The 25,251-nt window shown below is 45.3% G+C and carries 24 protein-coding genes, 1 tRNA gene, 1 other RNA gene and 1 riboswitch; of the genes, 20 read left to right on the top strand and 6 right to left on the bottom strand.

From position 1 onward, the window contains the following. Positions 1–117: 117 nt before the first annotated feature. On the bottom strand, positions 118–585 hold the full coding sequence (locus tag QTP81_RS05650) for an Lrp/AsnC family transcriptional regulator (RefSeq protein WP_289364301.1): 468 nt from the start codon (positions 583–585) through the stop codon (positions 118–120). Between the two features lie 196 nt (positions 586–781). On the opposite strand from QTP81_RS05650, the gene QTP81_RS05645 reads away from it, so the two are divergent. Continuing rightward, positions 782–1,831 carry a Glu/Leu/Phe/Val dehydrogenase dimerization domain-containing protein gene (locus QTP81_RS05645; protein WP_289364299.1) on the top strand — a complete coding sequence of 350 codons (1,050 nt, stop codon included), beginning with the start codon at positions 782–784 and terminating at the stop codon, positions 1,829–1,831. A gap of 98 nt (positions 1,832–1,929) precedes the next feature. Next, an RNA gene (ffs, locus tag QTP81_RS05640) (signal recognition particle sRNA small type) lies at positions 1,930–2,026 on the top strand. Positions 2,027–2,047: 21 nt separating this feature from the next. Here ffs and QTP81_RS05635 read toward each other — a convergent pair. After that, the gene (locus QTP81_RS05635; protein WP_289364298.1) at positions 2,048–2,317 is read right to left on the bottom strand and encodes a late competence development ComFB family protein; all 270 of its coding nucleotides are present in this window, start codon (positions 2,315–2,317) and stop codon (positions 2,048–2,050) included. Positions 2,318–2,479: 162 nt separating this feature from the next. Here QTP81_RS05635 and QTP81_RS05630 point away from each other — a divergent pair, with 162 nt between their 5' ends. From QTP81_RS05630 to QTP81_RS05605, 6 genes are all read left to right on the top strand, one after another. After that, positions 2,480–3,589 (top strand): tryptophan 2,3-dioxygenase family protein, encoded by a 1,110-nt coding sequence (locus QTP81_RS05630; RefSeq protein WP_289364297.1) that lies wholly within the window; start codon positions 2,480–2,482, stop codon positions 3,587–3,589. A 192-nt stretch (positions 3,590–3,781) separates the two neighbouring features. Beyond that, a complete protein-coding gene (locus tag QTP81_RS05625) occupies positions 3,782–6,577 on the top strand; it encodes a TonB-dependent receptor domain-containing protein (RefSeq protein WP_289364296.1) in 2,796 nt (931 codons plus the stop codon). A gap of 67 nt (positions 6,578–6,644) precedes the next feature. Continuing rightward, on the top strand, positions 6,645–7,793 hold the full coding sequence (locus QTP81_RS05620) for a prolyl hydroxylase family protein (RefSeq protein ID WP_289364295.1): 1,149 nt from the start codon (positions 6,645–6,647) through the stop codon (positions 7,791–7,793). Next, on the top strand, positions 7,790–8,065 hold the full coding sequence (locus QTP81_RS05615) for a hypothetical protein (RefSeq protein ID WP_289364294.1): 276 nt from the start codon (positions 7,790–7,792) through the stop codon (positions 8,063–8,065). The genes QTP81_RS05620 and QTP81_RS05615 overlap by 4 nt, the downstream gene beginning before the upstream one ends. 45 nt (positions 8,066–8,110) lie before the next feature. Beyond that, the gene (locus QTP81_RS05610; protein WP_289364292.1) at positions 8,111–9,055 is read left to right on the top strand and encodes an aspartyl/asparaginyl beta-hydroxylase domain-containing protein; all 945 of its coding nucleotides are present in this window, start codon (positions 8,111–8,113) and stop codon (positions 9,053–9,055) included. A gap of 4 nt (positions 9,056–9,059) precedes the next feature. Next, positions 9,060–10,853 (top strand): tetratricopeptide repeat protein, encoded by a 1,794-nt coding sequence (locus tag QTP81_RS05605; RefSeq protein WP_289364290.1) that lies wholly within the window; start codon positions 9,060–9,062, stop codon positions 10,851–10,853. A 1-nt stretch (position 10,854) separates the two neighbouring features. Here QTP81_RS05605 and QTP81_RS05600 read toward each other — a convergent pair whose 3' ends face one another. Both QTP81_RS05600 and QTP81_RS05595 read right to left on the bottom strand, forming a co-directional pair. Then, positions 10,855–11,412, bottom strand: coding sequence for a 2OG-Fe(II) oxygenase (locus QTP81_RS05600; RefSeq protein ID WP_289364288.1), 558 nt, complete (start codon positions 11,410–11,412; stop codon positions 10,855–10,857). Between the two features lie 69 nt (positions 11,413–11,481). Then, entirely contained in the window at positions 11,482–11,985 is a 504-nt protein-coding gene (locus QTP81_RS05595; protein ID WP_289364286.1) for an SEL1-like repeat protein, read from the bottom strand. A gap of 355 nt (positions 11,986–12,340) precedes the next feature. On the opposite strand from QTP81_RS05595, the gene QTP81_RS05590 reads away from it, so the two are divergent. From QTP81_RS05590 to QTP81_RS05565, 6 genes are read left to right on the top strand one after another with little or no spacing between them, the layout of a single operon-like run. Then, positions 12,341–13,105, top strand: coding sequence for a DUF3450 domain-containing protein (locus QTP81_RS05590; RefSeq protein ID WP_289364285.1), 765 nt, complete (start codon positions 12,341–12,343; stop codon positions 13,103–13,105). A gap of 6 nt (positions 13,106–13,111) precedes the next feature. Next, a complete protein-coding gene (locus QTP81_RS05585; RefSeq protein ID WP_289364283.1) occupies positions 13,112–14,473 on the top strand; it encodes a MotA/TolQ/ExbB proton channel family protein in 1,362 nt (453 codons plus the stop codon). Between the two features lies 1 nt (position 14,474). Next, positions 14,475–14,999 carry a MotA/TolQ/ExbB proton channel family protein gene (locus tag QTP81_RS05580; protein WP_289364282.1) on the top strand — a complete coding sequence of 175 codons (525 nt, stop codon included), beginning with the start codon at positions 14,475–14,477 and terminating at the stop codon, positions 14,997–14,999. A 12-nt stretch (positions 15,000–15,011) separates the two neighbouring features. Then, positions 15,012–15,413, top strand: coding sequence for an ExbD/TolR family protein (locus tag QTP81_RS05575; protein ID WP_289364281.1), 402 nt, complete (start codon positions 15,012–15,014; stop codon positions 15,411–15,413). A 1-nt stretch (position 15,414) separates the two neighbouring features. Further along, on the top strand, positions 15,415–16,026 hold the full coding sequence (locus QTP81_RS05570) for an energy transducer TonB (protein ID WP_289364280.1): 612 nt from the start codon (positions 15,415–15,417) through the stop codon (positions 16,024–16,026). Positions 16,027–16,028: 2 nt separating this feature from the next. Beyond that, positions 16,029–17,297: a tetratricopeptide repeat protein gene (locus QTP81_RS05565; protein ID WP_289364279.1), complete on the top strand. Its 1,269-nt coding sequence runs from the start codon at positions 16,029–16,031 to the stop codon at positions 17,295–17,297. Between the two features lie 43 nt (positions 17,298–17,340). Here QTP81_RS05565 and QTP81_RS05560 read toward each other — a convergent pair whose 3' ends face one another. Continuing rightward, positions 17,341–19,326 (bottom strand): GNAT family N-acetyltransferase, encoded by a 1,986-nt coding sequence (locus QTP81_RS05560; protein ID WP_289364278.1) that lies wholly within the window; start codon positions 19,324–19,326, stop codon positions 17,341–17,343. 54 nt (positions 19,327–19,380) lie between these two features. Between QTP81_RS05560 and QTP81_RS05555 the strand changes: the two genes are divergently transcribed. Further along, on the top strand, positions 19,381–19,803 hold the full coding sequence (locus QTP81_RS05555) for an acyl-CoA thioesterase (protein ID WP_289364275.1): 423 nt from the start codon (positions 19,381–19,383) through the stop codon (positions 19,801–19,803). A gap of 26 nt (positions 19,804–19,829) precedes the next feature. Here QTP81_RS05555 and QTP81_RS05550 read toward each other — a convergent pair whose 3' ends face one another. After that, positions 19,830–20,978, bottom strand: coding sequence for an iron-containing alcohol dehydrogenase (locus QTP81_RS05550; RefSeq protein ID WP_289364274.1), 1,149 nt, complete (start codon positions 20,976–20,978; stop codon positions 19,830–19,832). 152 nt (positions 20,979–21,130) lie between these two features. Then, positions 21,131–21,240: riboswitch (TPP riboswitch) on the top strand. Between the two features lie 50 nt (positions 21,241–21,290). Between QTP81_RS05550 and QTP81_RS05545 the strand changes: the two genes are divergently transcribed. From QTP81_RS05545 to QTP81_RS05525, 5 genes are all read left to right on the top strand, one after another. After that, positions 21,291–23,393: a TonB-dependent receptor gene (locus QTP81_RS05545; RefSeq protein ID WP_289364273.1), complete on the top strand. Its 2,103-nt coding sequence runs from the start codon at positions 21,291–21,293 to the stop codon at positions 23,391–23,393. Between the two features lie 13 nt (positions 23,394–23,406). Continuing rightward, positions 23,407–23,682 (top strand): YkoF family thiamine/hydroxymethylpyrimidine-binding protein, encoded by a 276-nt coding sequence (locus QTP81_RS05540; protein WP_289364272.1) that lies wholly within the window; start codon positions 23,407–23,409, stop codon positions 23,680–23,682. A gap of 1 nt (position 23,683) precedes the next feature. Beyond that, positions 23,684–24,304 carry a nicotinamide riboside transporter PnuC gene (pnuC, locus tag QTP81_RS05535; RefSeq protein WP_289364271.1) on the top strand — a complete coding sequence of 207 codons (621 nt, stop codon included), beginning with the start codon at positions 23,684–23,686 and terminating at the stop codon, positions 24,302–24,304. Beyond that, positions 24,253–25,107, top strand: a complete 855-nt coding sequence (locus QTP81_RS05530; protein ID WP_289364270.1) for a phosphotransferase — start codon at positions 24,253–24,255, stop codon at positions 25,105–25,107. Before pnuC ends, QTP81_RS05530 begins: the two co-directional genes overlap by 52 nt. A 47-nt stretch (positions 25,108–25,154) precedes the next feature. Further along, a tRNA-Trp gene (locus QTP81_RS05525) sits at positions 25,155–25,231 on the top strand. Positions 25,232–25,251 lie beyond the last annotated feature (20 nt).

The following is a 25,251-nucleotide window of genomic DNA, read 5'->3' as shown; positions in this document are numbered from 1 at the left end:
ACGCAATCACAGTGCCCGAAGCGATGAAAAACAAGATCTCTGCAATTCCCGCGTGGTAATCTTTCATAAACGTGTTTCTAGCGGGCTAGCGGGTGCGAGCCATTAGAACATTCACCGTTATTGATTTTTGATCGGAAGTTCTGTGGTGTTTTTTACTTGTTTTAACGCAAATGTACTACTCAAATGGTCAACTAATGGCAGGTGGGTGAGCTTTGATTTGAGTAAGTGTTCGTACTCTTCAATACTTTCAACGATGACTTTCAATAGGTAATCCCTATCGCCACTTGTGGTATGACATTCAACAATTTCATCAATGCTCTGCACCGCGCGTTCGAAGTCGTTGAGCGATTCACCATCGTGATTTTTCAATGTGACAAAGATAAAAACCGACACGCCCAAATTAAGCTTCTTACCATCGAGCAGCGTTACTTTTCCTTTGATAATACCATCGGCTTCAAGGCGTTTGACACGACGCCAGCACGGAGTGTGAGACAAACCGACACGTTGACTCAAGTCAGCCATAGAGACGGTCGCGTCGCGTTGCATTACGCGTAGAATTTCACGGTCGAATTTATCTAGTTTCATCGTTACCTAATTACAGTAAAACAAATCTAACTTGTTTGTTTATTCATAAATAATAGGACAAGTATCCTACTAAGCAAGGAGAGGTTGCAACAGTTATTCATGCAAAATTCTTTGCTATCGTGTTTTCGCAACAATCGTCCTCAGCGTGATCCGCTAACATTGACATTTCAATAATGACAATAAAGAGTACCCAGCAGTGAGCGTATTTGAACACGGCGAATTTGATAAACACGAACGCGTTGCGTTCTGGAACGACGAAAAAACAGGCTTAAAAGCGATAATAGCGGTGCATAACACATACTTGGGACCAGCTTTAGGCGGTTGCCGGATGTGGCCTTATGCGAACAGTGCTGAGGCGCTAACTGACGTGTTGCGATTATCCAAAGGCATGACCTATAAAGCGGCCATGGCTGAGCTCAAATTAGGTGGTGGTAAATCAGTTATTCTCGGCGATCCCCGCCGGATTAAAACTGCCGATATGATGGAATCCATGGGGCGTTTCGTTGAATCACTTGGTGGTAGTTATTACACCGCGGAAGATTCCGGTATTAGTGTTGATGATCTGCATAATATGGCGAAACACTCACAGTACATTGCTGGTATTAATGCCAAGTACCAGTATACGGGGGAGCCGTCAGATGGCAATCCTGCCCCTTCGACAGCCTACGGTGTTTTTGTTGGATTACAGGCTGCTGTGCAACATAAATTTGGTACCGGTGTAAATGGTCTTACCGTTGCTATTCAGGGGCTAGGACACGTCGGATATCGTTTAGCCGCTCATTTACACGCAGCAGGTGCGAAATTGATCGTTACCGATATTTATCCAGAAAATACTCAACGAGCAGTAGAGGAGTTTGGAGCAACTGTAGTCGCACCAGAACAAATCAACAGTGTAAAAGCTGATGTTTTAGCCCCTTGTGCAATGGGAGCGACGATTAACCTAGAGAGTATTGCTGGGATCCAAACTAGCGTGATAGCGGGGGCTGCCAATAACCAACTCAGTACAGAAGCCATGGGGGAAATGTTGCGCCAGAAAGATATCCTGTATGCGCCAGATTACGTGATAAACGCTGGCGGTGTGATTGATATCTATCATCAACGATTTGACTCAAGTGCAGCTGCAATGAAGTCGCACATTGAGCGCATCGGAGACAACTTAAGTGCCATTTTTACACGCGCAGACGACGAAAATAAAGCCACTAATGAAGTGGCCAATACGATGGCGGAAGAGCGCTTCAAATACTAATGGGATTTTTCATTGGCTAACAGTCACATCGGCTTGCATTCAGACTTTGAAATAGGGATAATGCGCGCCGCTGGTTAGCCAGCTTTTCTATGGTAGGCGCTTGGTCCTTCCGCAATGATACTTCGTTAACCCGGTCAGGCCCGGAAGGGAGCAGCCGCAGCGAACGACTCATGTGCCGGAATGTGGCTAGGTGCTTGCCACCAACTCCCTTTTATATCACTGCCTAACATCTTTTTGGTTTAAATACCCCAGCGCTTTGTCGACCGCATTGACTACGTTCATTTCCATTTGTTGGCGCTCGTTTTGTGGTAGGTAAAAAGCCATGTCAACTTCGTACCGAATATACCGTGGGGGTACTTGGTTAAGTGCCAAACAACACAAGTCGGCAAGAAAATCGCTTTCTTTGGTCTTATCTAAGCCGAGCTTCTCAATTCTTTCTAGCACTAAATGCTCATAATAATTGTGGATATCATCATCAAGTTTCATATTAGGCCTAAGCACGTCTGATTGTTGTTTAAAAAATAGCATACATTTTGCGGTCTGAAAAAACATTACCAATTCACGGATTGAATTTAGTTTGCTGAACGATATGGGCAATCAACCACTTGAGCTGATAATCTATAAGGATTAAACAAACCGAGAATAATAATGCATAAAAATATCCCACCGGTTTACTACGGTGACTACTTACACCTCGATAAGATTTTAGGCGCACAAAAACTGCAAAGCGAAAAATATGCGGAAGCTGCTCATGATGAGACGCTTTTTATCATTGTTCATCAGGTCTACGAATTGTGGTTTAAGCAAATTTTGCATGAGCTCAACAGTATTATTAGCATTTTTGCTTCGAATAACGTTGATGACCGCGATTTGACCACTGTCGTTCATCGTCTGCGTCGAGTGACGCAAATACAACAGATTATGAACGATCAAATTAGCGTAATGGAAACCATGACGCCACAGGAGTTTCTCGCATTCCGCGATTACTTGGTCCCAGCATCTGGCTTTCAAAGCATCCAGTTTAAACAGTTGGAGATTTCGCTCGGCTTAAAACGCGAGTATAGAATCGATTTCGATCAGCAATCGTTTTACTTGCGACTAACTGAAGACGACCGCGCATACCTCACGAATCTGGAGAAGCAGCCGAGTTTGTTTGAATTAGTCGATAAATGGTTGGCGAGAATGCCGCTGTTAGAAATCGATGGTTTCTCTTTTTGGCAGTTGTATAAGACTGTTACTGAAGATTATCTCGCAGAAGATCGGCAAACAATCACACAAAACCAGGGGCTTTCCCAGACCGAGCGCAATAAGGAATTGGCGGCTCTGGCGCAAACTGAAGCCAAATTTTCTGCCTTACTCGACGAAGCGCAATATCAAGAACTGCTAGATAGTGGCCAATTTCGTCTCAGCCAAAAAGCGATGTTGTCAGCGCTTTTTATTAAACAATATTCACAAGAACCCATTTTCAATTTGCCCTTCCAATTTATTACCTTACTGACGGAAGTCGATGAAAAATTGACTATTTGGCGTCACCGTCACGCCATGATGGTTCACCGGATGTTAGGCGGAAAAATTGGTACTGGTGGTTCTGCTGGGCATGAATACTTGCATCGGACCACGCAGGCAAATCGGGTATTCGTAGATTTCTTTGACATGGCGACTTTCTTACTGCCTAAACACCTTTTGCCAAAACTACCTGACGAGGTGACGCGCTATTTAGAGTTTCATCTATATCAGGCGAACAAAACTAAAGTGTAATAAATTCTTTACGGCTAGATAAAATAATCGAAAAAAATTTTGAACTTTTATGCATCTCACCGTAAACGCAGTTGACCACGCTGTGTGGATATGGTTATTATCGCTGTGAGGTTCACTACCTTACTAATAAAAAACCGATCATACGGTTAATAACAAATCACTATTTGAATTAGTGATCCAGGGAGACAATACATGTTTACAAACTCTAAGCTGGCACAGTCAGTCAAGTTGGCTTGTGCTTTCGGCGCAGTATCATCACTAGGTTTTGCCGCTCCAGCAATCGCTCAAGATGCTGGCGCAGATGAGGGCGCTGTTGAAAAAATCCAGGTAACTGGTTCACGTATCCGTCGTGCAGACATTGAAGGTGCTAACCCAGTATCTGTTCTTGACGCGATCGAAATTGAAAAGTTCGGTATCACTTCAATCGGTGACGTTCTTCAATCAATTCCTGCAGCAGGTTCTGCAATCAACACCAACAACAACAACGGTGGTAACGGTACAACTACGATTAACATCCGTGGTATCGGTTCTAACCGTACGTTGGTACTAGTTAACGGTAAGCGTTGGTCTCCAGGCCTAGGCGGTTCAGTTGACTTGAACAACATCCCAGCTTCAATCATCGAGCGTATCGAAGTTCTTAAAGACGGTGCTTCTGCGGTTTACGGTTCTGATGCGATCGCAGGTGTTGTAAACATCATTACTAAGCAAGACTTCGAAGGTGTTCACGCGAGTGCATACCAAGGTGAGTACATCAGCGAAGGCGACGGTAATAAAGAACAATACGACATCGGTTTCGGTGTTTCTAACGACAAAGGTAACGTTTACTTCAACGTTTCTTACGTAGAAGAAGAGCCAACATTCGCTGGCGACCGTCCTATTTCTGCAGTTCCTGTATTCGGTACTCCAGAAGGTTTCGGTGGTTCATCTGGTACGCCTAACGGTCGTTTCATGTACTATGATGCGAACGGTGATTTCCAGAACCAAACAGGTACTGGTCAGCAAGGTGGTCTAGCACCTTGGACTGAGCCAGGTAGCCGCTTTAACTTTGCTCCTTTCAACTACTTGTCAACACCTCAAGAGCGTATCAACTTATACTCTCAGGGTCGTTATGAGTTAACAGACAACGTGTCAGCTGTTGCAACGGCTTTCTACGGCAACCGTAAATCTGCACAGTTCTTGGCACCTACGCCATTGTTCTTCGGTGCTGCATTCGGTGATTCTGGGTATGTGATCGGCGCGGACAACCCGTTCAACCCGCTAGGTATTGACCTTTCTACTGACCTACCAGCTGGCGATCCAGGTTGGTTGTTCTTGGTTGGTCGTCGTATGTTTGAAGCGGGTAACCGTGAATTCAAACAGAACGTTGACCAGTTCCAGTTCAACGGTGGTTTTGAAGGTGTTCTTGAGTTAGGTGACAGCGAATACTACTGGGATGTTGGCTATACATATGCTGATATCGCACAAAACACGCTAACAGATGGTCTTCTAAACACTGACCGCGTTAAGCTTGCTTTAGGCAATGAGTGTGTTAACGACGCATCTTGCGTACCTTTAAACCTATTCGGTGGTTCTACAGGTATCGGTCAAGGTTCAATTACTCAAGAAATGCTTGATTACATTTCATTTACTGCGCAAGACGCTGCTGGTACTACACTAGAAAGCTATCAGGCGAACATCACTGGTGAAGTTATGGAACTTCCAGCTGGTTTCGTTGGCTTCGCAGCAGGTTATGAGAAGCGCTGGCAAGAAGGTTACGACCAGCCAGACGCGTTGATTGCAGCGGGCATTACTTCTGGTAACTCTCGTCAACCGACTGAAGGTTCATTCAGCGTTGAAGAATTCTACCTAGAATTAGCAGTTCCTCTAGTTGCTGATATGGATTTTGTAGATTCATTAGACTTAGAACTTGCGACTCGTTACTCTGACTACAGCAACTTCGGTGACACGACTAACTCTAAAGTTGGCTTGAAGTGGCGCATTAACGAAGAGTTGATGGTTCGTGGTACATGGTCTGAAGCATTCCGTGCACCTTCAATCTCTGAGTTGTTCCTAGGTAACAGCGATAGCTTCCCACCACTAACTGACCCATGTAACGGTGGCGCAGCAGCTAACCCTAACCTTCCGGGTTGTGCGGGTATCCCTGCTGGCTATGTACAGCCTAACTCACAGATTCGTATCACCGTTGGTGGTAACCGTAATCTAGCGGCTGAAGAAGCAGAAAGCTTCACATACGGTGTTGTTTATGCACCAGAGTGGTTAGAAGGTGCTTCATTGACGTTTGACGTGTTCGATATCGAAGTTGAAGGCGCGGTTTCATCTGTTGGTGCTCAATCTATCCTTGACGCTTGTGCGGGCGACGGCGTAACGCTTTGTTCACTTGTTCAACGTGGTTCACAAGGTCAGATCGTAGACTTGTTCAACGGTTTGGTTAACTTAGGTGGTCAAACAACGAAAGGTTTCGACATGGAGTTAGCATATAACTTCGAAACTGACTTTGGTGACTTCAAGTTCCGTTTAGACGCAACTTATGTTGATGACCGTAGCGTAATCATCGTAGACCCAGTATCTGGTGCGGAAACTCCGTTCCGTGAAGCTGGTCGTGCGTTTGACCGTGACGTTGTTCCACGTATCCGTTCTAACATCAGCTTGAACTGGGTTAACGGTGACTGGACTGCTAACTACTTGATCCGCCACATTGGTTCAACTGTTGAGAACTGTAGCATCAGCGCATCGTTGAACGATGAGCTATGTAGCGATCCTAACAGCGGTCCTGACGGTGAAGATTACAACGAGTTGGGTGCAATGGGTTACCACGATGTATCAGTTGGTTACTTCATCAACGATAACCTACGTGTAACTGCTGGTATCAACAACTTGTTGGATCAAGATCCACCAGTATCTTTCACAACGTTTGCTAACAGCTTCGACCCGTCTATGTACGAAGTACCTGGACAGTTCGGTTATGTTCGCTTCAGCATGACGTTCTAAGATTTTCTTAGTAAGCTAAAAGCCTCTCGAAAGAGAGGCTTTTTTTTTATATGGAATACAGTAGTAAATGAATGGTGAAAGTTTCTTCCAACGCGCAATGCAATGTTTTGCCGAACAAGACAGCGTAGGCGCTAATCATGCGCTGCAGCAAGCCGCGGATGCTGGTCATCCGATGGGTACTTTGTATTTGGCCGAGCAATATTTTCGCGAAGATGCTAGTGTTGCATTTGATTTTTTGCGCAAGCAGTGGCACAAGGGCGTACCCGGTACCTTGCATCGCTTAATAACGTTAAAAGCCTTTTTTACTGACGAAGAGCTCGAGATTGATGATCTTAATGACCTGTACCTAGAAGGTAGTAGGGGGCATATAGAATCTTTACTCGTTTTGGCGCACCTTACCCTTGATGAATTTCCGCAAAACCCATTTATAGGCATGATCGATAAACTCGTTCCGCAATTAATTGTGGATTTGGGGTGTACTGAACATGTACCTTCACCTATGAAGTCGTATACGGCAGAGGAATTATCGCCTTTGCTTACGTCGGCGCTGTGGAAGTGGCGCACTAGGGCGGAATGTGTGACTGAGCTAAGTATGGAACGCTGTGGCATACGTTTATACAAAAATGTATGTAGCAAATTGGCAAGTGCCTATATGAAGTTGCGCTTGGGCCCAATGATGCAGCCGTCTATGGTGCATGATCCTCACACGGGTAAGGGGATTCGCAATGAGGTTAGAACGAGTTATATCGTTCATGTGACTCCCGAGCATATAGATTGGTTTGTGCTCGAGCTTGATGATGTACTCGAGACGTTGACCGGTGTTTGTCGTTCTCGCGGTGAGTCAATGAACTTGCTGCGCTACCAATCAGGTCAGGAATATAAACCACATTATGATGCGATAGTTGGCCAAGGGCCTCAATTTGATCAAATCCTTACTGACGGCGGGCAAAGAATACGCACAGCTATTACGTATTTATCCGATGACTACAGCGGTGGTGAAACGGTGTTTCCAAAATTGGGAATAAAGATAAAAGCGGCAATTGGCGATGTCTTGGTATTTAATAATCTAACACAAGATGGTAATGTAGAGCTTGATTCTTATCATGCTGGTGCGCCAGTGGAAAAGGGAACAAAGTGGGTCCTCACCCGATGGATCCGAGAATCAGCAACACACTATGGTCGTGTTGTGTATCCAAAGAAGGTAAATCTCAAATGAAATATTTAATGATTTTGGCAGCGTTTTTGGTTTTAGCTGGCTGTAATAGCACTACTTCAGCTTCGCGTTCTTCAAGTGACAGTGACCAAAGAGTAGCTGCAGTAGAAGACGATGACGGCGTAGTGTGCAAAATGGAAAAGCGCATTGGCTCAAACATGATGACGCGAGTTTGTCGCACTGCAGAAGAGCGTGCAGCACAAGAAGAAGCAGGTCGTGAAGGCATGCTGCGTATTCAACGTGGCAGCATGACTAGCGGCGCTGATGGCGAGTGATAGCCTAATTTTTTAAAAAGCGCCCTGCGGGGCGTTTTTTTGTGTATGAATTCAATTAACTTCGAATCAAAAATTCAGCATGCGTTAGCGCAACGCGATTATGATACTGCGCTAGAACTCTACGCTGATTGGAACGCATCGTTGACTGTGAATGCTACGCAGTGGCCTGCTGTTCATCGGCAGAATGCGGGTAGTTTGGCACGCAAACGATTATACGATTTGGTGCGGCCATTTATTGGCAAGAGTGCGCGTAATTTAGCCGCTTTGGAGAATTTTGTAGGGCTGCGTTCGGTGCCCTTTGCAAATCCACTACAACAACCGAGCTTTTTTTATTTTCCCGGCTTGCGCGCGCAACCGTTTTATTCACTTGAAGATTTCTGTGAGCTAAACTCTTTACTTTCGGTAGTTGGACGGTCTTTCTCGCAGCTACAGGCACCAGTTAACGAACATGCGGTCAGTTACGTTGATCACATCGGCTCGGTTCCCCAGCAAGCGCAATGGCAAGACTTGCGGCATACATGGCAAGCGCAGCATTTAATCACGGGTGGAAAACGACAACCCGCATCTGAAGCTTTTCCTACAGAATTTCTCGATTGCTTCAAACACGATTTAATACCTAATTGTCCACCATTCGCGCCTGAGGTTTTTATTTCGGTGTTAGAGTCTGACGCCTACATCCCGCCGCATTACGGTATCAGCAACGTAAAGTTGACGGCACATATTCCTTTATGTGTGTCCGACAAAGCGTGGCTGAAAGCAGGGGATGAGGTGTTCACTTGGAGCGATGATGCTAAGGTCATGATATTTGATGACTCATTTTTACATTCAGCTAAAAATGCGGCCACGACGACGCGTAGTGTGCTAATTTTTGACTTGTGGCATCCAGATCTTAGCGTAGAAGAGAGACAGTTCGTGCAGCATTTTATGCGCATTTATTCATCATGGGAACCTCGTTTTGGCCAACTCGCCGGTCTAGATAAAGAGAGTTAACTCAGTGCAAAATCCTATAACACAACAGATCATTAAACTGTATCAACAGCGCCAATATGAATGGGTTATCAAGCAGTTCGAGAGTTCCCTTGGCGTTAAACAGTGTGATCCTCAAAGTGGGGTATGTTATGCCAATGCTCTGCGCCATTCTGGCAATCTGTCACAGGCGAACAAAGTTTATCGCAATTTAAGCAAGCGTTTTGCAACCGTCCCTTTCGTATTAAATGGCCATGCAAATTTACTGATAGCCATCGGCGAGTTTGACAATGGGATTAACTTGCTTAAGAAGGCCTTGCAAATTGATCCTAAATTTTTGGATGGGTACATCAACTTAGCGCGTGCATATTCACTAAAAAAACAATTTACCTTAGCGGAAAAGAGCTATAGACAAGCGTTACAAACCCGCCCTGATGACCCTCAGTTATTAATGGGTTTGGCTAGTGCTCTCCAGCAAAATGATAAGTTAGGTGAGGCTGAGTCTATTTATCAACAACTGTTAATACGGCTTCCCAGTCCTTGGGGAATAAAGTTGTACCTACAGTACGCTAGCTTATTGCGTGTAAAACAAAACTATCGAAATGCTATTTCGCTACTCGAAAAGGCTGTACAGATTGAGCCAAATAATGTTGACGTCATTATTAACTTAGCAGCAAATCACGTTCTACTTCAACAACATGATGCAGCTATAGTCTTTTATGAAAAAGCTATTGCCATAGCGCCGTTAGATGCAAGTTTACAGATTGAGTATGCTCATGTGCGCTGGTCTCTTGGCATCGAAGAGCCCTTTGCTAAGTTAATGTCTGCAGTGCGTAATACGCATGCGAGTTATGAACTGTGCATAGCAGCATTGGACCTGCTTCTCAATGCAGAGCAACTCGATTTAACTCAAGTTGTGATCGAGGCTGGTGTAGGCAAGTGGCAGTCTGACCCGACATTCATGATGTTTGTTGCAAGACATCACCGGTTATGTAACCGACTTGGGGAAGCGCAAATTGCTATCCGAACAGCGGTTACCTCGAGTAAAGGACCACCATCAGTGTCGATAGAGAACGAGCGAGGCTATATTGCGCTGGCGTTAGGAGACGGCAAAACCGCGCTGAATATTTACCGCAAGCTGCAGCGCCGCGAAACCGATGACCAAGGTTGGTGGACGCTATATTCAACGGCGCTAAAGATTGAAAAGGCAGAGCGAGAATACCATCAGCTTTGTGATTATGACTTAGTAAACGTTTCGTCGATATTAAGTTGCAAGCCAGCTGGGTTTATACCTCGGCTGATTGACAAATTAGAGCATATGCACGCTAACTCCCAGCATCCAATTGGTCAGTCTTTGCGCGGTGGCACGCAAACTTACGAAGATATATTTGACGACCCTGAGCCGGTAATTCAGGAGCTTAAGACGTGGATTATGGAGCGAGCAAATGCGTTTACTCAAGCGCAAGCAAAAAATGTTCAACACCCATTTCTACGCCATGTTGGTAAAGCGTTATCGTTTACCGGTTCGTGGTCGGTCAATTTAAAAGTCGATGGATTTCACACGTCACATTTTCACCCACAAGGTTGGTTAAGTGGCGTGTTTTACGTCGATATACCGCCCGCGGTAGATGCCGGCGGGGAAGGTTGGTTGCAATTTGGTAAACCCGAGATTGATCAACTCGACCTACCCGCAGACTATGTCATCAAACCTGAAAGTGGGACGCTCGTTCTGTTTCCGTCTTTCATGTGGCATGGTACTCGGCCTTTTACCCGTGGCGAACGACGTCTGACCATAGCGTTTGATATGGTACCAGCCGACTGAATTATGCGGGTTCAAGCTTAAATGCTAGCGTATATCGAGGCGCGTAGCAGATTCTGTTTGGGGGGCGGCCGACGTGTTTTATTGCGCCATTGAACACGACGACACGGCCCGGCTTAGGTGTGCATGCATATGCACAGTCGTCGTCACGGTTGAAAAATAACGTTTCACCGCCCCATTCAATGTCCCACTTAGGGCACACGTATACGAGCGCTGTCATTTCGTCGTTTTGCGGCAAACAATCGGTATGCGTAAATAGCATGTCACCGTAAGCTGAATGATTACAGTAGCCGCGATAAGCTTTGTAGCGTTTACCGGTCGCTTGCTCTACCGCATTCATTAAATTGGCATACAGCGGCAAAGCTAATATTTGTTGTTCACTAAGATTCACAGCCCAGTGTTTGTAGTCTTGTGTATCTGGGCGGGCAACTTCATTTTTGCGATAGGCACTATTTGTAAGGCCGTTGTATAAATTATTGATTTCATCTGTGCCGCACACATCATCGAACACGTAAATATCGCGATCATCGACCGACACTTGGTATTTAGGGTGGTATTTCATATTAGCGCTCTACGTAATAAAGCCAGTAATGCTGGCTTTTTTACGCAGAGTATACTGATTTTTACGCGATTAGTAAGCGCGCTTCTCGCAGGTAATTTCCTTGATGTTTGTGCCGACGCGAGTACGCTGTCGACAACTCAAGTCTTGTGCCTCAGCACCATACTTAGCGATATGCTCTGCGACGAATGGCTCCATTGCTGCGATAAAGTCAGCAGGTAAGGCTTCTGTTAATTGACGCTCAGCGTCACGCCACTCCTGTGTACGTTGCTCTAATGCGACTTTGAACCACAGCCAACCTTGTTGGTAATCGGGATCCATGCCCCAGCCATTCAAGTACATTTGTGCGAGGTAAAATTGTGCGTCTTTATTGCCCCATTTCGCCGCTTGAAGTAATTTTTCAAATGCTCTCTGATAGTTTTTTGAATTTAGAGCGTACAAACCTTGTTCAACTGTATTTGTGTATACAGACATCCACATCCCTTCTTGAGTGCGCTCTTGAGCGTTAACACTTACAGTGCTGAATAATGTGACCGTAGCGGCAAGTGCAATGGCTTTAATTGACGATGCTTTCATTTTAGTCCCTCGATTTGAAGCAGTTGGTTGATGCAGTAAATGATAGTAAAAAAAGTGTGTATTTCACCTGTACTAATGTTACGAATTGTTAAAAGTATGACGGTGCTGGCAGGACCTGTTCGCTACACCGCATACTCATTCACTTGTTTAGTTAATAATACGTTACATTTACCCCCATTTAGTCCCAGCCAACTTGACTTTGTTGTTACTTCCATGTGACCATCCGCAAGTCGTGGGCGATTTTCGATCGCTTACATCTATCAAAATATAACTAACGGTTTAATAGCCCCTCGCTGTATGTGTGATTGTCCTGCGAGGATTCGAACAAGAAAATTGGTTGGGAACTATGTCCAATATGAGCAAGAGAACTCTTATTGCCTCTGCCGTACTAGGTGCCTTTGCACTCGGTAGTAGCGCCATTGTCTCTGCAGATCCGCTGAACGATCTTCATTCTGAAGAATTTAAAATCCAAGCTGATGCTGCAAAATCTCAAGAAAAAATTAATACCCTGTTTGAGCAATCTCAAGAATTGCTCGTTGAGTATCGCGGGGTTGTTGATGAAACTGAAAACTTAAAAGTTTACAACGATTACTTAGCGGGTTTGGTAGCAGACCAACAGCGCGCAATAGACTCTCTTCAACGTCAAATCGATAGTATCGAAGAGACTAAGCAAGGTATTGTGCCGCTAATGTTCCGCATGATTGACAGTCTTGATAAGTTTATCGACCTCGATATTCCTATCAATCTTGTTGAGCGTAAAGAGCGTGTTCAGCGCTTGCGCGATATCATGAGCAACTCTAACGTTACTGTTTCAGAGCAGTTCCGTCAGGTGATCGAAGCTTATCAAATTGAAAACGAGTACGGCACACGCATTCAGTCATACCAAGGTAAGTTGGATGACAACGGTACTGAAGTAACGGTTGATTTCTTCAACTTAGGCCGTACTGCGTTGTTAGCACTCTCGCTAGATCAAACCACAGCGTGGGTTTGGGACAACGATGCGCGTAAATGGGAACAGCTAGGTGATGAGTACCTCAAGTCTGTTGTTGATGCAGTTAAGATGGCACAGGGCATTATTCCTGCTGATCTTATCAAACTACCAATCAAAGCAGCGGAGTAATCGGTAATGAAAAACGTTTTAAAAACATTACTAGCAGCCGCTACTGTCTCAGTATTGGCTACAACGGGCGCAGTTGCTCAAGAAGCAAAGACGCTTAAAGAGCTTCTGGAAGAAGTTCAACAAAATCGCGTGTCACAAGCGCGAATTAACGAACAGCGCGAAGCAGAGTTTCGTTCAGAGCGCGCTGACAAGCAAGCGCTTTTACGTCGCGCCGAAGCCGAGTTGCGTGCTGAACAGGAGCGTGGCGATCGTCTTGCGCAACAGTTCGCAGACAACGAAACGACGCTAACTGAAAAAGAAATCGAACTTGATAACGCAACAGGTACTTTAGGTGAGATGTTCGGTGTTGTGCGTCAAGCGTCTTCAGAAGCTTATGGTCGAATTGCTACATCTATCGTTAGTGCACAGTATCCTGGCCGTGACGAGTTCCTTGCTCGTATGTCAGAAGAGTCTAAAGGTTTACCAAATATTGGTGAGTTAGAAGACCTATGGTTTGCACTGCAAACCGAAATGACTGAGTCTGGTCAGGTTGCTCGATTCACCACCGAGGTTGTTAGCCTTGATGGTGGAACAACCACTCAAGAAGTTGTTCGTGTTGGTACTTTCAACCTAATCGGTGATGAAGGCTACTTGGTGTATGACGACGAGAACGATGCAGTACAACCGTTGGGCCGTCAACCAGACGGTTACCTAGTGGATTCTGCGTTTGCTCTACGTGGAGCGAATTCTGGCCTTGTACCTTTCTATGCCGATCCATCTCGCGGTTCAATTCTTGGTCTGTTGAAGCAAAAAGCAACGTTGTCTGAGCGTTATCACGCGGGTGGCGTGGTAGGTTATGTCATTACCGGTATGCTAGCTATTGGCCTTCTAATTGGTCTTTACAAGCTAATCACCTTGACCTTGGTTGGCGGTAAGATTAAGTCTCAGCTAAACAACCCTGACAGCCCATCAAGCTCAAACCCACTGGGTCGTATCTTGGCGGTTTATCACGAGAACAAAACAGCTGATGCAGAAAACTTAGAATTGAAATTGGACGAAGCGATTTTACGTGAGTTACCGCGTATTGAAGCTGGTATCAATGTCATTAAGATTTTCGCGGCTATCGCTCCATTACTAGGTCTACTAGGTACGGTATTAGGTATGATTGCAACGTTCCAAACAATCACACTATTCGGTACGGGTGACCCACGCATGATGGCGGGTAGTATCTCAATGGCGTTGGTAACAACGGCACAGGGTATTATCGCAGCGCTGCCATTAATCCTTATGCACAGCATCGTAGCTTCTCGCAGTAAATCGATTGTTCACGTATTAGATGAGCAAACTGCGGGTATCATTGCTACGCACGCAGAGACGGAGCAAGCTTAATATGCTTTACCTGATTGGATTATGGGAATCGGTCAGGGAGTTTATCGCTACTGGCGGTGACGTACTTTATTTCGTTGCCGCTGCGCTCTTTCTCATGTGGGCTTTGATGATTGAGCGCTACTGGTATCTAACTGCCGTATTTCCAAAAGTAAAAAGCAAGATTATTGCTGATTGGGATGCGCGCAAAGATACTACGTCTTGGTATGCGCATAGAATCCGTGATGCATGGATTTCACAAGCGTCAGACGCTTTAAATGCAAGATTGTTAATTATTCGAACTTTAGTCGCAATGTGTCCTCTAATAGGATTGTTGGGTACTGTAACTGGAATGATCAACGTATTTGAAACTATGGCGACACAAGGTACCAGTAATGCGCGTTTGATGGCTTCTGGTATTTCGATGGCAACAATCCCAACAATGGCTGGTATGGTTGCGGCGTTATCTGGTTTATTCGTTAGCTCTCGTTTAGAGGCTAAAGCTAAGATGGCGAAAGAAGGCTTAGTCGATAGCTTGCCGCATCACTAGAGAGAGATTGATATGGGTCGTAAAGTTAGAGAGCAAGAAGAGGAAGCTGCGATTGATATGACACCGATGCTCGACATCGTGTTTATCATGCTTATCTTCTTCATTGTGACCACGGTTTTCGTTAAAGAAGCCGGTATTGAAGTAAACAAGCCAGACGCCAATCGCGCGGTACTGCATAAGAATGCCAACATTTTTATTGCGGTGACCGAAGATGGTGATGTTTGGTTAGATAAGCGCCAAGTTGACGTGGATACTGTTCGCGCCAATATCGAGCGTTTATTAACAGAACAGCCAACTGATTACGTTATTATTCAGGCTGACGTTAAGGCTAAGCATGGTTTGATTGTCGAAATCATGGACCAAGTTAAAGACGCCGGCGTTGAGCGTATATCAGTCGCGGCACGAGGAGGTTAATGTGGCTAGATTTATACTATCTATCTTGATTGGAGCTGCAATAGCATTCGGGTTGTTTGTGGTAATGGCGAAGCTGATTGAAAACTCGGCGCGTCCAGCGGATGAAGTCCCGGAAGCGCCGATTATTGATATCGTTATGTCGGAACCTGATGAAGAAACGCAAACCAGAACGCGTAAGCCGCCTCCGCCTCCGCCACCACCTCAAGAGCCTCCAAAGTTGGAGCAAACTGAGCCAGAGGCCGAAGAGCCAAATACTGACGGTTTTAGTTTGGTTGTGCCTGGTATTGATACAGGCGGTGTTGGTGTAGATATTGGCGGCGTAGGAGCGATGGCACGCGATGGTGAAGCGACACCTATCGTACGTATTGATCCAAAGTATCCGGTACAAGCTGCGCGTGATGGTAAAGAAGGTTGGGTTAAACTTCAGTTTACTATCAATGAAGTAGGCGGCGTTGAGGACATCGTTGTTCTTGAAGCCGAACCGAAGCGTTTGTTTGATCGTGAAGCACGCCGAGCGCTGGCTAAGTGGAAGTACAAGCCAAAGATCGTTGATGGTAAGCCGCAGAAGCAGTTTAATATGTTTGTGCAGCTAGACTTCACTCTGGAGCAATAATCATGATGAAGAAAATGTTTAAACTTTCATTAGTCGGATCAGTGCTTGCAGGTTCGTTGTTAGTGTCTGCCAATGCGAGTGCGCAAAGTAGTGCACCTATCATTTGCCCCGGATATGAAAAGGGTAAAACGCAATTGGTTGGCGAGCGCACTGGTAAACGTGTTCAAAAAGCGTTTGAAGCGTATAACCAGGATCTCATGGATGAGGCGTTGGCAATTCTTTATGACATTGATGCGTCTGATGATTTCGATAAGGCGTACGTTAGTCGCTTTATTGGTAATTTGTTGGCAGCAATGGATGGTCAAGGCGTCAAAGCCTTGGGTTATCTCAAGGATGCTGTAAAAGTTAGAGTCTTGAATGATTTGGAGCACACTCAAACCCTTAAGCTATTAGGTGATTTGAGTATGCAGGAAAAGAAATACGGCGAAGCTATCGATTGGTACAACCAATGGATGGATATGACCTGTAAACAAGACCCTGATGTTTACACGCGCATAGCTCAAGCGTACTACGAGATGGGTCAATTAGATAAGATGATTGACCCAGCCGATAAAGCCATCGCATTGTATGACGAGCCTAATAAAAATCCGCATGTGTTAAAGTTGACGTCGTACTATGAGCGTAAACTTTACCCGCAAACGGTAGAAGTAGCAGAAACCTTAGTTAAGACTTTTCCTGAGACTAAGCAATGGTGGACGCAGTTAGGCTTTTTCTACATGTTAGTAGAGGATTACAAGCGCGCACTGTCGATCTTTGAAATTGCATATAACCAAGGCTTCTTAGAAAAGACGTCTGAAATAAAAGCGCTAGCGCAATTATATGCAACCAACGATATTCCGTTTAAGTCAGCACAGATTCAACGCAAGTACATTGATTCTGGTTTGATTAAGCGCGACGCGGATAGTTTGGCAGCACTTGCAAATACTCTGCATCAAGCTAAAGAGTATGAAGATGCGGCAAACTATTATGGTCAAGCAGCAAGCTTGAGCCAGGATCCTGAGCATTATCGCAAGCAAGGCGTACTACTTCTCACTGCAGAGAAGTATCGTGAGGCTGTTGTTGCGTTAAATAATGCCCTGGAGCGCGGTGCGCCAGATGCGGGTCGTATTCACTTCTCGTTGATGGAAGCTAACTTCTATGCTGGGAATTTCCGTCAAGCATTTGTGCATGTTAAAGAAGCGAAGAAAGATGCTTCTGTACGGCGCAATGCTTCTGCATGGGAACCCTATATTCGAGAGAAAGCGAAAAATCGCGGCATTAATTTGTCATAACAAAAACGCCCCACCGGGGCGTTTTTTTTACCTACAATTCACGTCAAGTAACGTTAATTAGCCGACGTAAGTATTCTTTTATCTGCGATTCGCATTTAAATCCAAACTCGGCAAAATCAGTGATCCGCAGTTTTCTAGAAGTTTCGGATAGACGCTGCATAATTTGTTGTGTTTGTATGTCATTGGCATTTTTACCAAACCATGCAAAACTTTGCTGGCAATGTCCTGCTGCTCGATAGCCAGCAATGTAGTCGCGGATTTTGGCTTTGTGTTGTGAGGGGGTTAGTGTTTTATTTAAATTAAAGCAATGCTTCCCCGTCCGGCTGATAGGGGAAACATAAAGTACATTTTCAGCGTTACTCGCTTTATTCGTTTTACGTCCGCGATAATAGAAGCTGAACCCCGATTGCTGCCAAAATTGCTCAATTTCTGGTTGGCTACCAAAAAGTGTAGTTATTGCATCGATCTGTTGGTGTTCTCGTGCGCACTGGGTGGCTAGGTCTAATAGCGCAGAAGCTATACCTCGACGACGAAATGGAGAGGCCACGGCTATACGGTTAACTCGCCATAGCTTCAGATCACAAAATTCAGGCGCTCGGGTGTTAAAGGCACACAATTGCAATGACATGTGCCCTGCAACTCGTCTTTGTCCTGAACTAATCTCTTCGCGTAATGACGAGACCTGTGAGTTGCCTTCTTCAATGATAACCAACACACCGACAACTTGCGACTCAACATATGCCAAAAACAGTAATTGTTCAGGGCTATCCAAAAGGCGAATGAGATCCTCAGCGGTTGTCTGGTAGTGGGCTAGTTTAAGGAGCGCAAAGACCTGTCTAAATAGCTCTGGTTGCTCTAGTAGTTCAGTACTGCAAACTTGGCGGCAGTAAAAATCACTGGTGTTTAATTGGGATTCCGGCATTTTGATCGTTGCAGAGAGACAAAACACGCGGGTCAATAGGTTCTCTAAACTGTCGTTTAAGTGCCACCGTAACGGTTGCTCTAACTGAAAAGCGTTATAGTGTCGGTACCGAGACTGAATTTCAGGAAGCAGCCTGTGAAGGAAACCTTGTCCCGTACCTTCGTATCCATCAATAGTCGTGCTTAAGATACAATTGCAACGCGCCTGACAAAGTGTCAGCAGCAGTGGAATAGGAATACTCGCCACTTCGTCAATAACTAAAAGATCATAATCAGAATCCTTCAAGTCACTACTGTCAGGGGGGTAAAACCTTAAGTTTTGCTGCGCCTTACTTGCATCAGTTTGAGCAAATAGTGGTTTGATGGCTGAAGCTCGTGAGGATACAACGGCCACTCGACCTGCCTCCGCAAGTACTGCGCTACACAGCCAGCCAAGTAGCCATGTTTTACCTCTACCTCTTCTTGCAGTAAGGCTGAGAATGTAGTTTTCACCCTCAGCAAGTTTCGCTTTCATAGCTGTACCCACAACTCGTTGTTCAGACGTTGCAAATGGAGCGCAATTTGTATCCACAGACATCACGTGTTCAACAGGAGCCAATGGTAGGCGAATTTCACCGCTCTGCTGTTCTATGATTGCGACACTTGAATCACCGACAATCATATTTTGCAAATACGTAGCGAAGGCACTACCAGAGGTTTGTGTGCCATAGGATTGCTTGGCGAGAAAAGTTAACGAATGGCGCCACGTGGCCAATGAGGGGCTCAGAACAACCAAAAGGCCTTGATGAACGATAGTTCCAGCGAGCACCAGAAAGTGTTTTGCTGCAAGGCGCTCACTGGCATTGTAGGTGACTAAAAGCGTTTGCTGTCCTATAAGATGATTGGGGTGGTGGGGAAGCACGGCTTTATTACTCAGTCTTTCGCCATACCAAGAACAAGGTAATTCAGTACCATAATACTGCTGAAAACTGTCTATGGTGTATTCTGCAATTGCTTGTTGCCATACTTTTTCACCACATAACATCAGTAACTGACGATGATTAACAGACTGGCAACGCTGGGTTAACCACTCGTCAATTTGTTTAACAGCATCACTTACGGCAATCATCTATACTTGGTGTCAGTTCTAAGATTTTGATTTAGCTATTGTATAGGAAAAATTATGCGGTTTTTATCTCGTCGACTGGTAATGCCAGGTGATCTCAATTACGCAGGGTCTTTGTTTGGTGGTCGTGCTCTCGAGTGGATAGACGAGGAAGCCGCGATTTATGCAATCTGTCAGTTAGAGACTAACTGTTTGGTAACCAAACACATTGGTGAGATTAGCTTTGAATCTCCGGCACTTCAGGGGGATATTGTTGAATTTGGACTTGCTACTAAAGCGGTCGGTCGGACCTCAATTACAGTCACCTGTTTAGTGAGGAATAAAGCGACAAAGAAAACGATTTGCTTGGCCGATGATATAGTCTTCGTGCAAGTCGACCCTGAAACGCGTCATCCAGTTGCACATGGCAAAACCAAAGCGGCGTTAGAGCAGCAAACGACTGACGAGTTAAAAACGTTGAACCTTATGCCGACTACGTAGCCGGCATTAGTGCAGGGTGGCCTAGACTAAACCGACGCAGTAATTATTCTGGCGGCGTCGTCAGGAGTAATGTCCTGATGCTCGCCGAGCTTGAGATAGCCATTGGTAATTAAACCTTGTTTGACTACATCGGCAGCCTCTTCACCTATATCATATTCACTGAGTTTTGTGCGCATGCCCAAGTCACGGAAAAAGTCTTCGGTTTTACTAATCACTTGATCGATTGCAGCACTTTCATCACTCGTATCAATGTTCCAGACTCGCTCAGCATACTGGAGTAACTTCGCGTGCTTATTCTTGCGCTTAGCATCCATCAGTCTTGGCAATACAATCGCTAATGTCGCTGCGTGGTCGAGTCCATATGCCGCGGTCAGCTCATGGCCAATCATATGTGTTGACCAGTCCTGTGGTACACCGGCACCAATCAAACCGTTGAGCGCTTGAGTTGCATTCCACATTAAATTTGCACGCTTATCATAATCTACATCGGCAATAGCGTCTTTACCGATTTCAATAAGGTTAATTAGAATCGACTCTGCGAATCGGTCCTGAACGCTAGCACCAATGGGGTAGGTCAGGTATTGTTCTATGACATGAACAAATGGGTCAATGACACCATTGATCAACTGTCGCGTCGGCAGTGAATAAGTGACTTCTGGATCAAGTATCGCAAACTGTGGCTGAACTTTGGGGCTTGCGAAAGCCTTTTTGAGTTTTTGCTCACTGCGGTTAACCACTGCTGCTGTATTCGTTTCACTGCCGGTGGCAGGTAGTGTTAATATACAACCCAACGGCACCGCCGTTTTAACTGTACTTCCGTTTAATATATTCCAAGCGTCGCCTTCAAAAGGGATAGCCGCGGCGACAAATTTAGAACCATCAATGACCGAACCGCCGCCAACAGCGAGGATAAAACTGATTTTTTCTTCCCGTGCAAGCTCAACCGCCCGCATTAGGGTGCTGTATTCAGGGTTGGCCTCTATTCCACCAAACTCGACAATATCAAGATCAGCAGTGGCGTCTAAAACCTGTTGATAGACGCCATTTTGCTTAATACTTCCGCCTCCATAGAGCATCAGGATCTTATCTTTAGGCGATAACATTTTAGTTAATTTACTAATGCTGCCTTTGCCAAACTGAACCATGGTGGGGTTGTGAAATGAAAAGTTGCGCATCGATATTCCTCATGTAATTCAATATTACGTAGCGGGAAGTCTAGAAGCGAATGTCTGTAGAGTCGAATAAAAATCAATGATTTATTGTTATACGTAGACTTTCACGGTGCCGGTCTCAGTGTTATCATCCACACCGTACTCGTTATTTAATGAGACACACCTAGGGGTGCTGGCAACGAAAGCCATGCTGAGATCTTCACAAGAGGGAACCCTTATACCTGATCCGGATAATACCGGCGTAGGAATGGTAAAGCTAAATCTTTAACACCTGCCGTAAAACCGGATCTTTTCATGTTTTTACGAAGAGATCCTATGAATAAAACACAATTTGCTTTAGTCGCTATTTCTATTGCGTCTGCTGCCAACCCAGTCATTGCTCAACAGTCGGGCAACGCCAATTCCACAACGACTGAATCCATAGAGCGGATTGTCGTTACCGCTGACTTTAGGTCTGTCACACTCGAGCAGTTGGCATCGAGCGCAACCGTACTAGACCAAACGCGTCTGATGCAGCGTCAACCACAGCACTTAGATGCTTTAATCGGTGCGATTCCAAACATTAACTTCGCCAGTGGGGCTTCTCGCGGCCGATTTGTCCAAATCCGCGGTATAGGTGAACGCAGCCAGTTCAGTGAACCATTAAACCCATCAGTTAGCTTTGAGCTCGACAACATCGATCTAACCGGTTTGTTTGGCTTGGCAAACCCCTTTGATATCGCTCAAGTCGAAGTGTTGCGAGGACCGCAAGCGACCGAGTTTGGCGTTGGTGCATTGGCGGGTGCAATAAAAATGCAAGGTGTTATGCCTGGTGATGAACAAGACAACATAGCATTGATGTCCTATGGGACTGACGATACATGGCGGCTGGGCGCTGCTATGGGGCATTCTTTGGACAGAGATCTGCACGTTCGAGCTTCATGGATTGAACAGCGCAGTGATGGTGATATTTATAATAGCTTCTTAAATGCCGATGATACCAACAGCATCAATGAGAGTGCGGGGCGCTTGGCGCTCTTGAGTGAAATCTCAGATGACACCTCACTGTTAGTTAATTACCGTTATTTTGATATCGATAATGGCTATGATGCATTTTCTTTGGATAACGATCGGCAGACGCGTTCGGATGACCCCGGTTTCGACCGTAATGAAACGCATGCAGCCAGTGTCAAACTAACTACCGACAATAATACATTGCAGTGGCAAGCGATCTTATCTGCAACAGATTCTGAGCTCGCTTATGGTTACGATGAAGATTGGACCTTCACTGGTTTTCATCCAAACGGCTACACTTCATTTGACGGTTATTTCCGTGATGTTTCGACCTTAAACGCCGAATTGCGGGCAATATCGAATCAACCTTTTAGCTTTTTGGGAAGGGACTTTGATTGGGTCGTCGGGGGAATTATACGCCAGCGAGATGAAGATTTGCGCCGTGAGTATACATTTGCTGCGAGCGATTTCACCAGTCGCTATGAACCATCTAATACTGCGTTTTATACGCGTATTGACACACAGTTCGACAATCAATTGAGTCTGCAATTCGGTTTACGTGTAGAGCGTTCAAAGCTTGATTATCGGGACAGCACGGGCTTTTCTGAAACCAGCTCTGATACTCTTGTCGGTGGTAAGTTAGGTTTGAGCTTACCCATCTCAAACGGCATGCTGTATTCCAGTATTTCACGTGGTTATAAAACGGGGGGCTTTAACCCTGATGAGCGCGTTACGCAGCAAGCGCGACTATTTGAGCCAGAATACAACTGGAATTATGAGATCGGCGTGAAGCAGTCAGTATGGGACCAGAAAGGCAGCATTCGTGTTGCAGCGTTTTACATGAATCGAGAAAATACCCAAATCAGTGATTTTGACACACTACTTCGCGACAACGGGTCCACTGATTTTATTGATGTGATTGCCAATGCCGATGTTGGCACCAACTATGGCCTTGAGTTTGAGAGCAACTGGGCACTATCTGATAGTTGGCAAATACAGGTAAATCTGGGATATCTCGATGCAACGTTTGAGCAATATACGCGCGCTGACGGTTCCGTTGTTGCTAAGCAAGACCAAGCGCAAGCGCCTAAATGGACGGGTAATGCGATTTCAACTTTGTATCTAACTGACGAAATCATGTGGCGCGTAGAGTTTGACGTCAAAGACCGCCACCGTTTCTCTGATGGCCACGACGTAGTGTCGCCGGGCTACGCGCTGTGGCATTCGTCTCTCGCTTGGCAATTACCCCGTGTCACGCTGGAGTTGTGGGCTAACAACATTTTTGACCGCGATTATTTCGTCCGTGGGTTCGGTGGCTTTAGCAATGATCCCCGCGATGGTGAATTCGGTTATGAGCAACCAGAGCCTTATTACCAATTTGGTTTAGGGCGTCAAGTTGGAATTACTGCTCAATGGCACTTTTAACAGAGGAATAATCATGCGCTTGTGTACTGCAGAAATTTCGTTGTATCCATTGGCAGATGAGTATTTGCCAGTGATAAAGGGCTTTATTGACCGGTTGAGTGCGGTCAAAGAGTTTGAAATGTCGGTAACTACGACTAGTACCCAAGTGCGCGGCCCATACCAACAATTATTCACTCTGCTTGGCAGTGAAATTGAACGGATCCACGCAACAACAGGGCAGGCAATATTGGTCTGCAAATTCTTGGCCGGTGACGATATACAGCCAGGGCTACACTCTGATAATGGATAATGTGAATAATCTACTTGTTACAGCAATCGAACAAATGCGCGCAATGCACTTGTTCGAAGGGGTAGCAGTGATTCTCGCTATTGCTTACGTGCTGCTTGCAGCGCGTAAGCATATTGCCTGCTGGGCTTGTGCGTTTGTTAGCACATTGATATACACCGTTCTGTTTTACGATGTTAACCTGAAACTACAAATGCTGCTTAATCTGTACTACATGTTAATGGCGCTTTATGGCTATTGGCAGTGGAAAAGGAGTCCAAGCGAAGCGTTCGTTGCCAGTCGTCTGACTGTGCTGCAAAACATCGGTACTCTTACTGTTATTGTGTTGTTCACGGTGTTATGCGCAGAAATTACTGGCTTATTAACAGAAAGCCGCTACCTTTATGTTGATGCATTTGTCACAGTAGCAAGCGTGATCACAACGGTCATGGTTGCACACAGAAAAATAGAAAATTGGTTGTACTGGATGGTCATAAACAGTGTGGCGAGTTGGTTGTATTGGCAAGTAGACTTGTACTTTACTAGCTTGCTATTTGTCAGTTACGTATTTATGTCAGTGTATGGATACTTGCAGTGGCGAAAATCCACGAAAGTAGCTATGAGAGAGCTGAGCGGGGCACAATGATCACGCACTCAGATTTGCCTCAGTCGTTATTGGACTCTTTGGGGTTTGATACCAGCGCCAAATTGCGTCCCATAAACGAAAGCATGATTAACGCAACTTATTGCATCTCGATGGATGATGAAAAGTTTCTCCTCAAGAAATTTTATGCCGATGATGCAACAGCCCGCAGTCGGCCAAATCTGTTAGCGATTCAACGCAAAGTAGCAAAATACGGTTTAGCACCAAATCCTGTATATCTTTGTCAAGAGCAGGGACTTTATGCTGAGGAGTGGGTCACCCCAAGTGTTAAGCCTCTTGCAATTGAGTCTGCTGAAACGCAGATGTTTGCTTTGAGTCGTGCATTGTTTTTGACTCATCAATTACCTATAACAACTGAGTTGCTGGATATTGAGCTCGTGTGGCAACAGTATCTATCAACTGTCCAAGGTGATATTTCAAGATTCAATGCGCAAATTGAACAGCAGTTGCCGTTAGTCAATAAAATTTTAGATGCAAAGCATAATTTTGTTTTTTGTCACAATGATTTAGCTTTAGGCCACATCCTTAACCACGAAAAACCAATTGTTATCGATTGGGAATATGCTTCAACTGGCAATCGATACTTCGATATCCGTTCGTCAATGGCGATTAACCGTCTCAGTGATGCCAAGTGTGAAATGTTGATCAGTGAGTACTCGCGATTATCTGGAATACCAGAGCGCACAATTCGCGCCGGCTTAAATGAAATTGAGCCTATCGTTAATTTGACCTATAAATTATGGTATGCAGCCATTGATGAGCACTTAAAAAGAGTAAACGAGTAACTTTTCTCTTTACCTTTAATTGAGCATACGTATAATGCGTCCGCGCTAGGGGTGTAGTTCGAATTGGTAGAACAGCGGTCTCCAAAACCGATGGTTGGGGGTTCGAGTCCCTCCACCCCTGCCACTTTTCTCTGCTATACTGCG

This window comes from Neoalteromonas arenosi, from assembly GCF_030362855.1.
Lineage (GTDB): Bacteria > Pseudomonadota > Gammaproteobacteria > Enterobacterales > Alteromonadaceae > Alteromonas_E > Alteromonas_E arenosi.
The sequence above is the reverse complement of the archived record's forward strand: the minus strand, read 5'-3'. Positions and strand labels throughout refer to the sequence as shown.

Coding starts and splice junctions, on each gene's coding strand:
- QTP81_RS05650 (WP_289364301.1), bottom strand. CDS start 585: ATGAAACTAGATAAATTCGACCGTGAAATTCTACGCGTAATGCAACGC.
- QTP81_RS05635 (WP_289364298.1), bottom strand. CDS start 2,317: ATGAAACTTGATGATGATATCCACAATTATTATGAGCATTTAGTGCTA.
- QTP81_RS05630 (WP_289364297.1), top strand. CDS start 2,480: ATGCATAAAAATATCCCACCGGTTTACTACGGTGACTACTTACACCTC.
- QTP81_RS05625 (WP_289364296.1), top strand. CDS start 3,782: ATGTTTACAAACTCTAAGCTGGCACAGTCAGTCAAGTTGGCTTGTGCT.
- QTP81_RS05620 (WP_289364295.1), top strand. CDS start 6,645: ATGAATGGTGAAAGTTTCTTCCAACGCGCAATGCAATGTTTTGCCGAA.
- QTP81_RS05615 (WP_289364294.1), top strand. CDS start 7,790: ATGAAATATTTAATGATTTTGGCAGCGTTTTTGGTTTTAGCTGGCTGT.
- QTP81_RS05610 (WP_289364292.1), top strand. CDS start 8,111: ATGAATTCAATTAACTTCGAATCAAAAATTCAGCATGCGTTAGCGCAA.
- QTP81_RS05600 (WP_289364288.1), bottom strand. CDS start 11,412: ATGAAATACCACCCTAAATACCAAGTGTCGGTCGATGATCGCGATATT.
- QTP81_RS05595 (WP_289364286.1), bottom strand. CDS start 11,985: ATGAAAGCATCGTCAATTAAAGCCATTGCACTTGCCGCTACGGTCACA.
- QTP81_RS05590 (WP_289364285.1), top strand. CDS start 12,341: ATGAGCAAGAGAACTCTTATTGCCTCTGCCGTACTAGGTGCCTTTGCA.
- QTP81_RS05585 (WP_289364283.1), top strand. CDS start 13,112: ATGAAAAACGTTTTAAAAACATTACTAGCAGCCGCTACTGTCTCAGTA.
- QTP81_RS05580 (WP_289364282.1), top strand. CDS start 14,475: ATGCTTTACCTGATTGGATTATGGGAATCGGTCAGGGAGTTTATCGCT.
- QTP81_RS05575 (WP_289364281.1), top strand. CDS start 15,012: ATGGGTCGTAAAGTTAGAGAGCAAGAAGAGGAAGCTGCGATTGATATG.
- QTP81_RS05565 (WP_289364279.1), top strand. CDS start 16,029: ATGATGAAGAAAATGTTTAAACTTTCATTAGTCGGATCAGTGCTTGCA.
- QTP81_RS05560 (WP_289364278.1), bottom strand. CDS start 19,326: ATGATTGCCGTAAGTGATGCTGTTAAACAAATTGACGAGTGGTTAACC.
- QTP81_RS05555 (WP_289364275.1), top strand. CDS start 19,381: ATGCGGTTTTTATCTCGTCGACTGGTAATGCCAGGTGATCTCAATTAC.
- QTP81_RS05550 (WP_289364274.1), bottom strand. CDS start 20,978: ATGCGCAACTTTTCATTTCACAACCCCACCATGGTTCAGTTTGGCAAA.
- QTP81_RS05545 (WP_289364273.1), top strand. CDS start 21,291: ATGAATAAAACACAATTTGCTTTAGTCGCTATTTCTATTGCGTCTGCT.
- QTP81_RS05540 (WP_289364272.1), top strand. CDS start 23,407: ATGCGCTTGTGTACTGCAGAAATTTCGTTGTATCCATTGGCAGATGAG.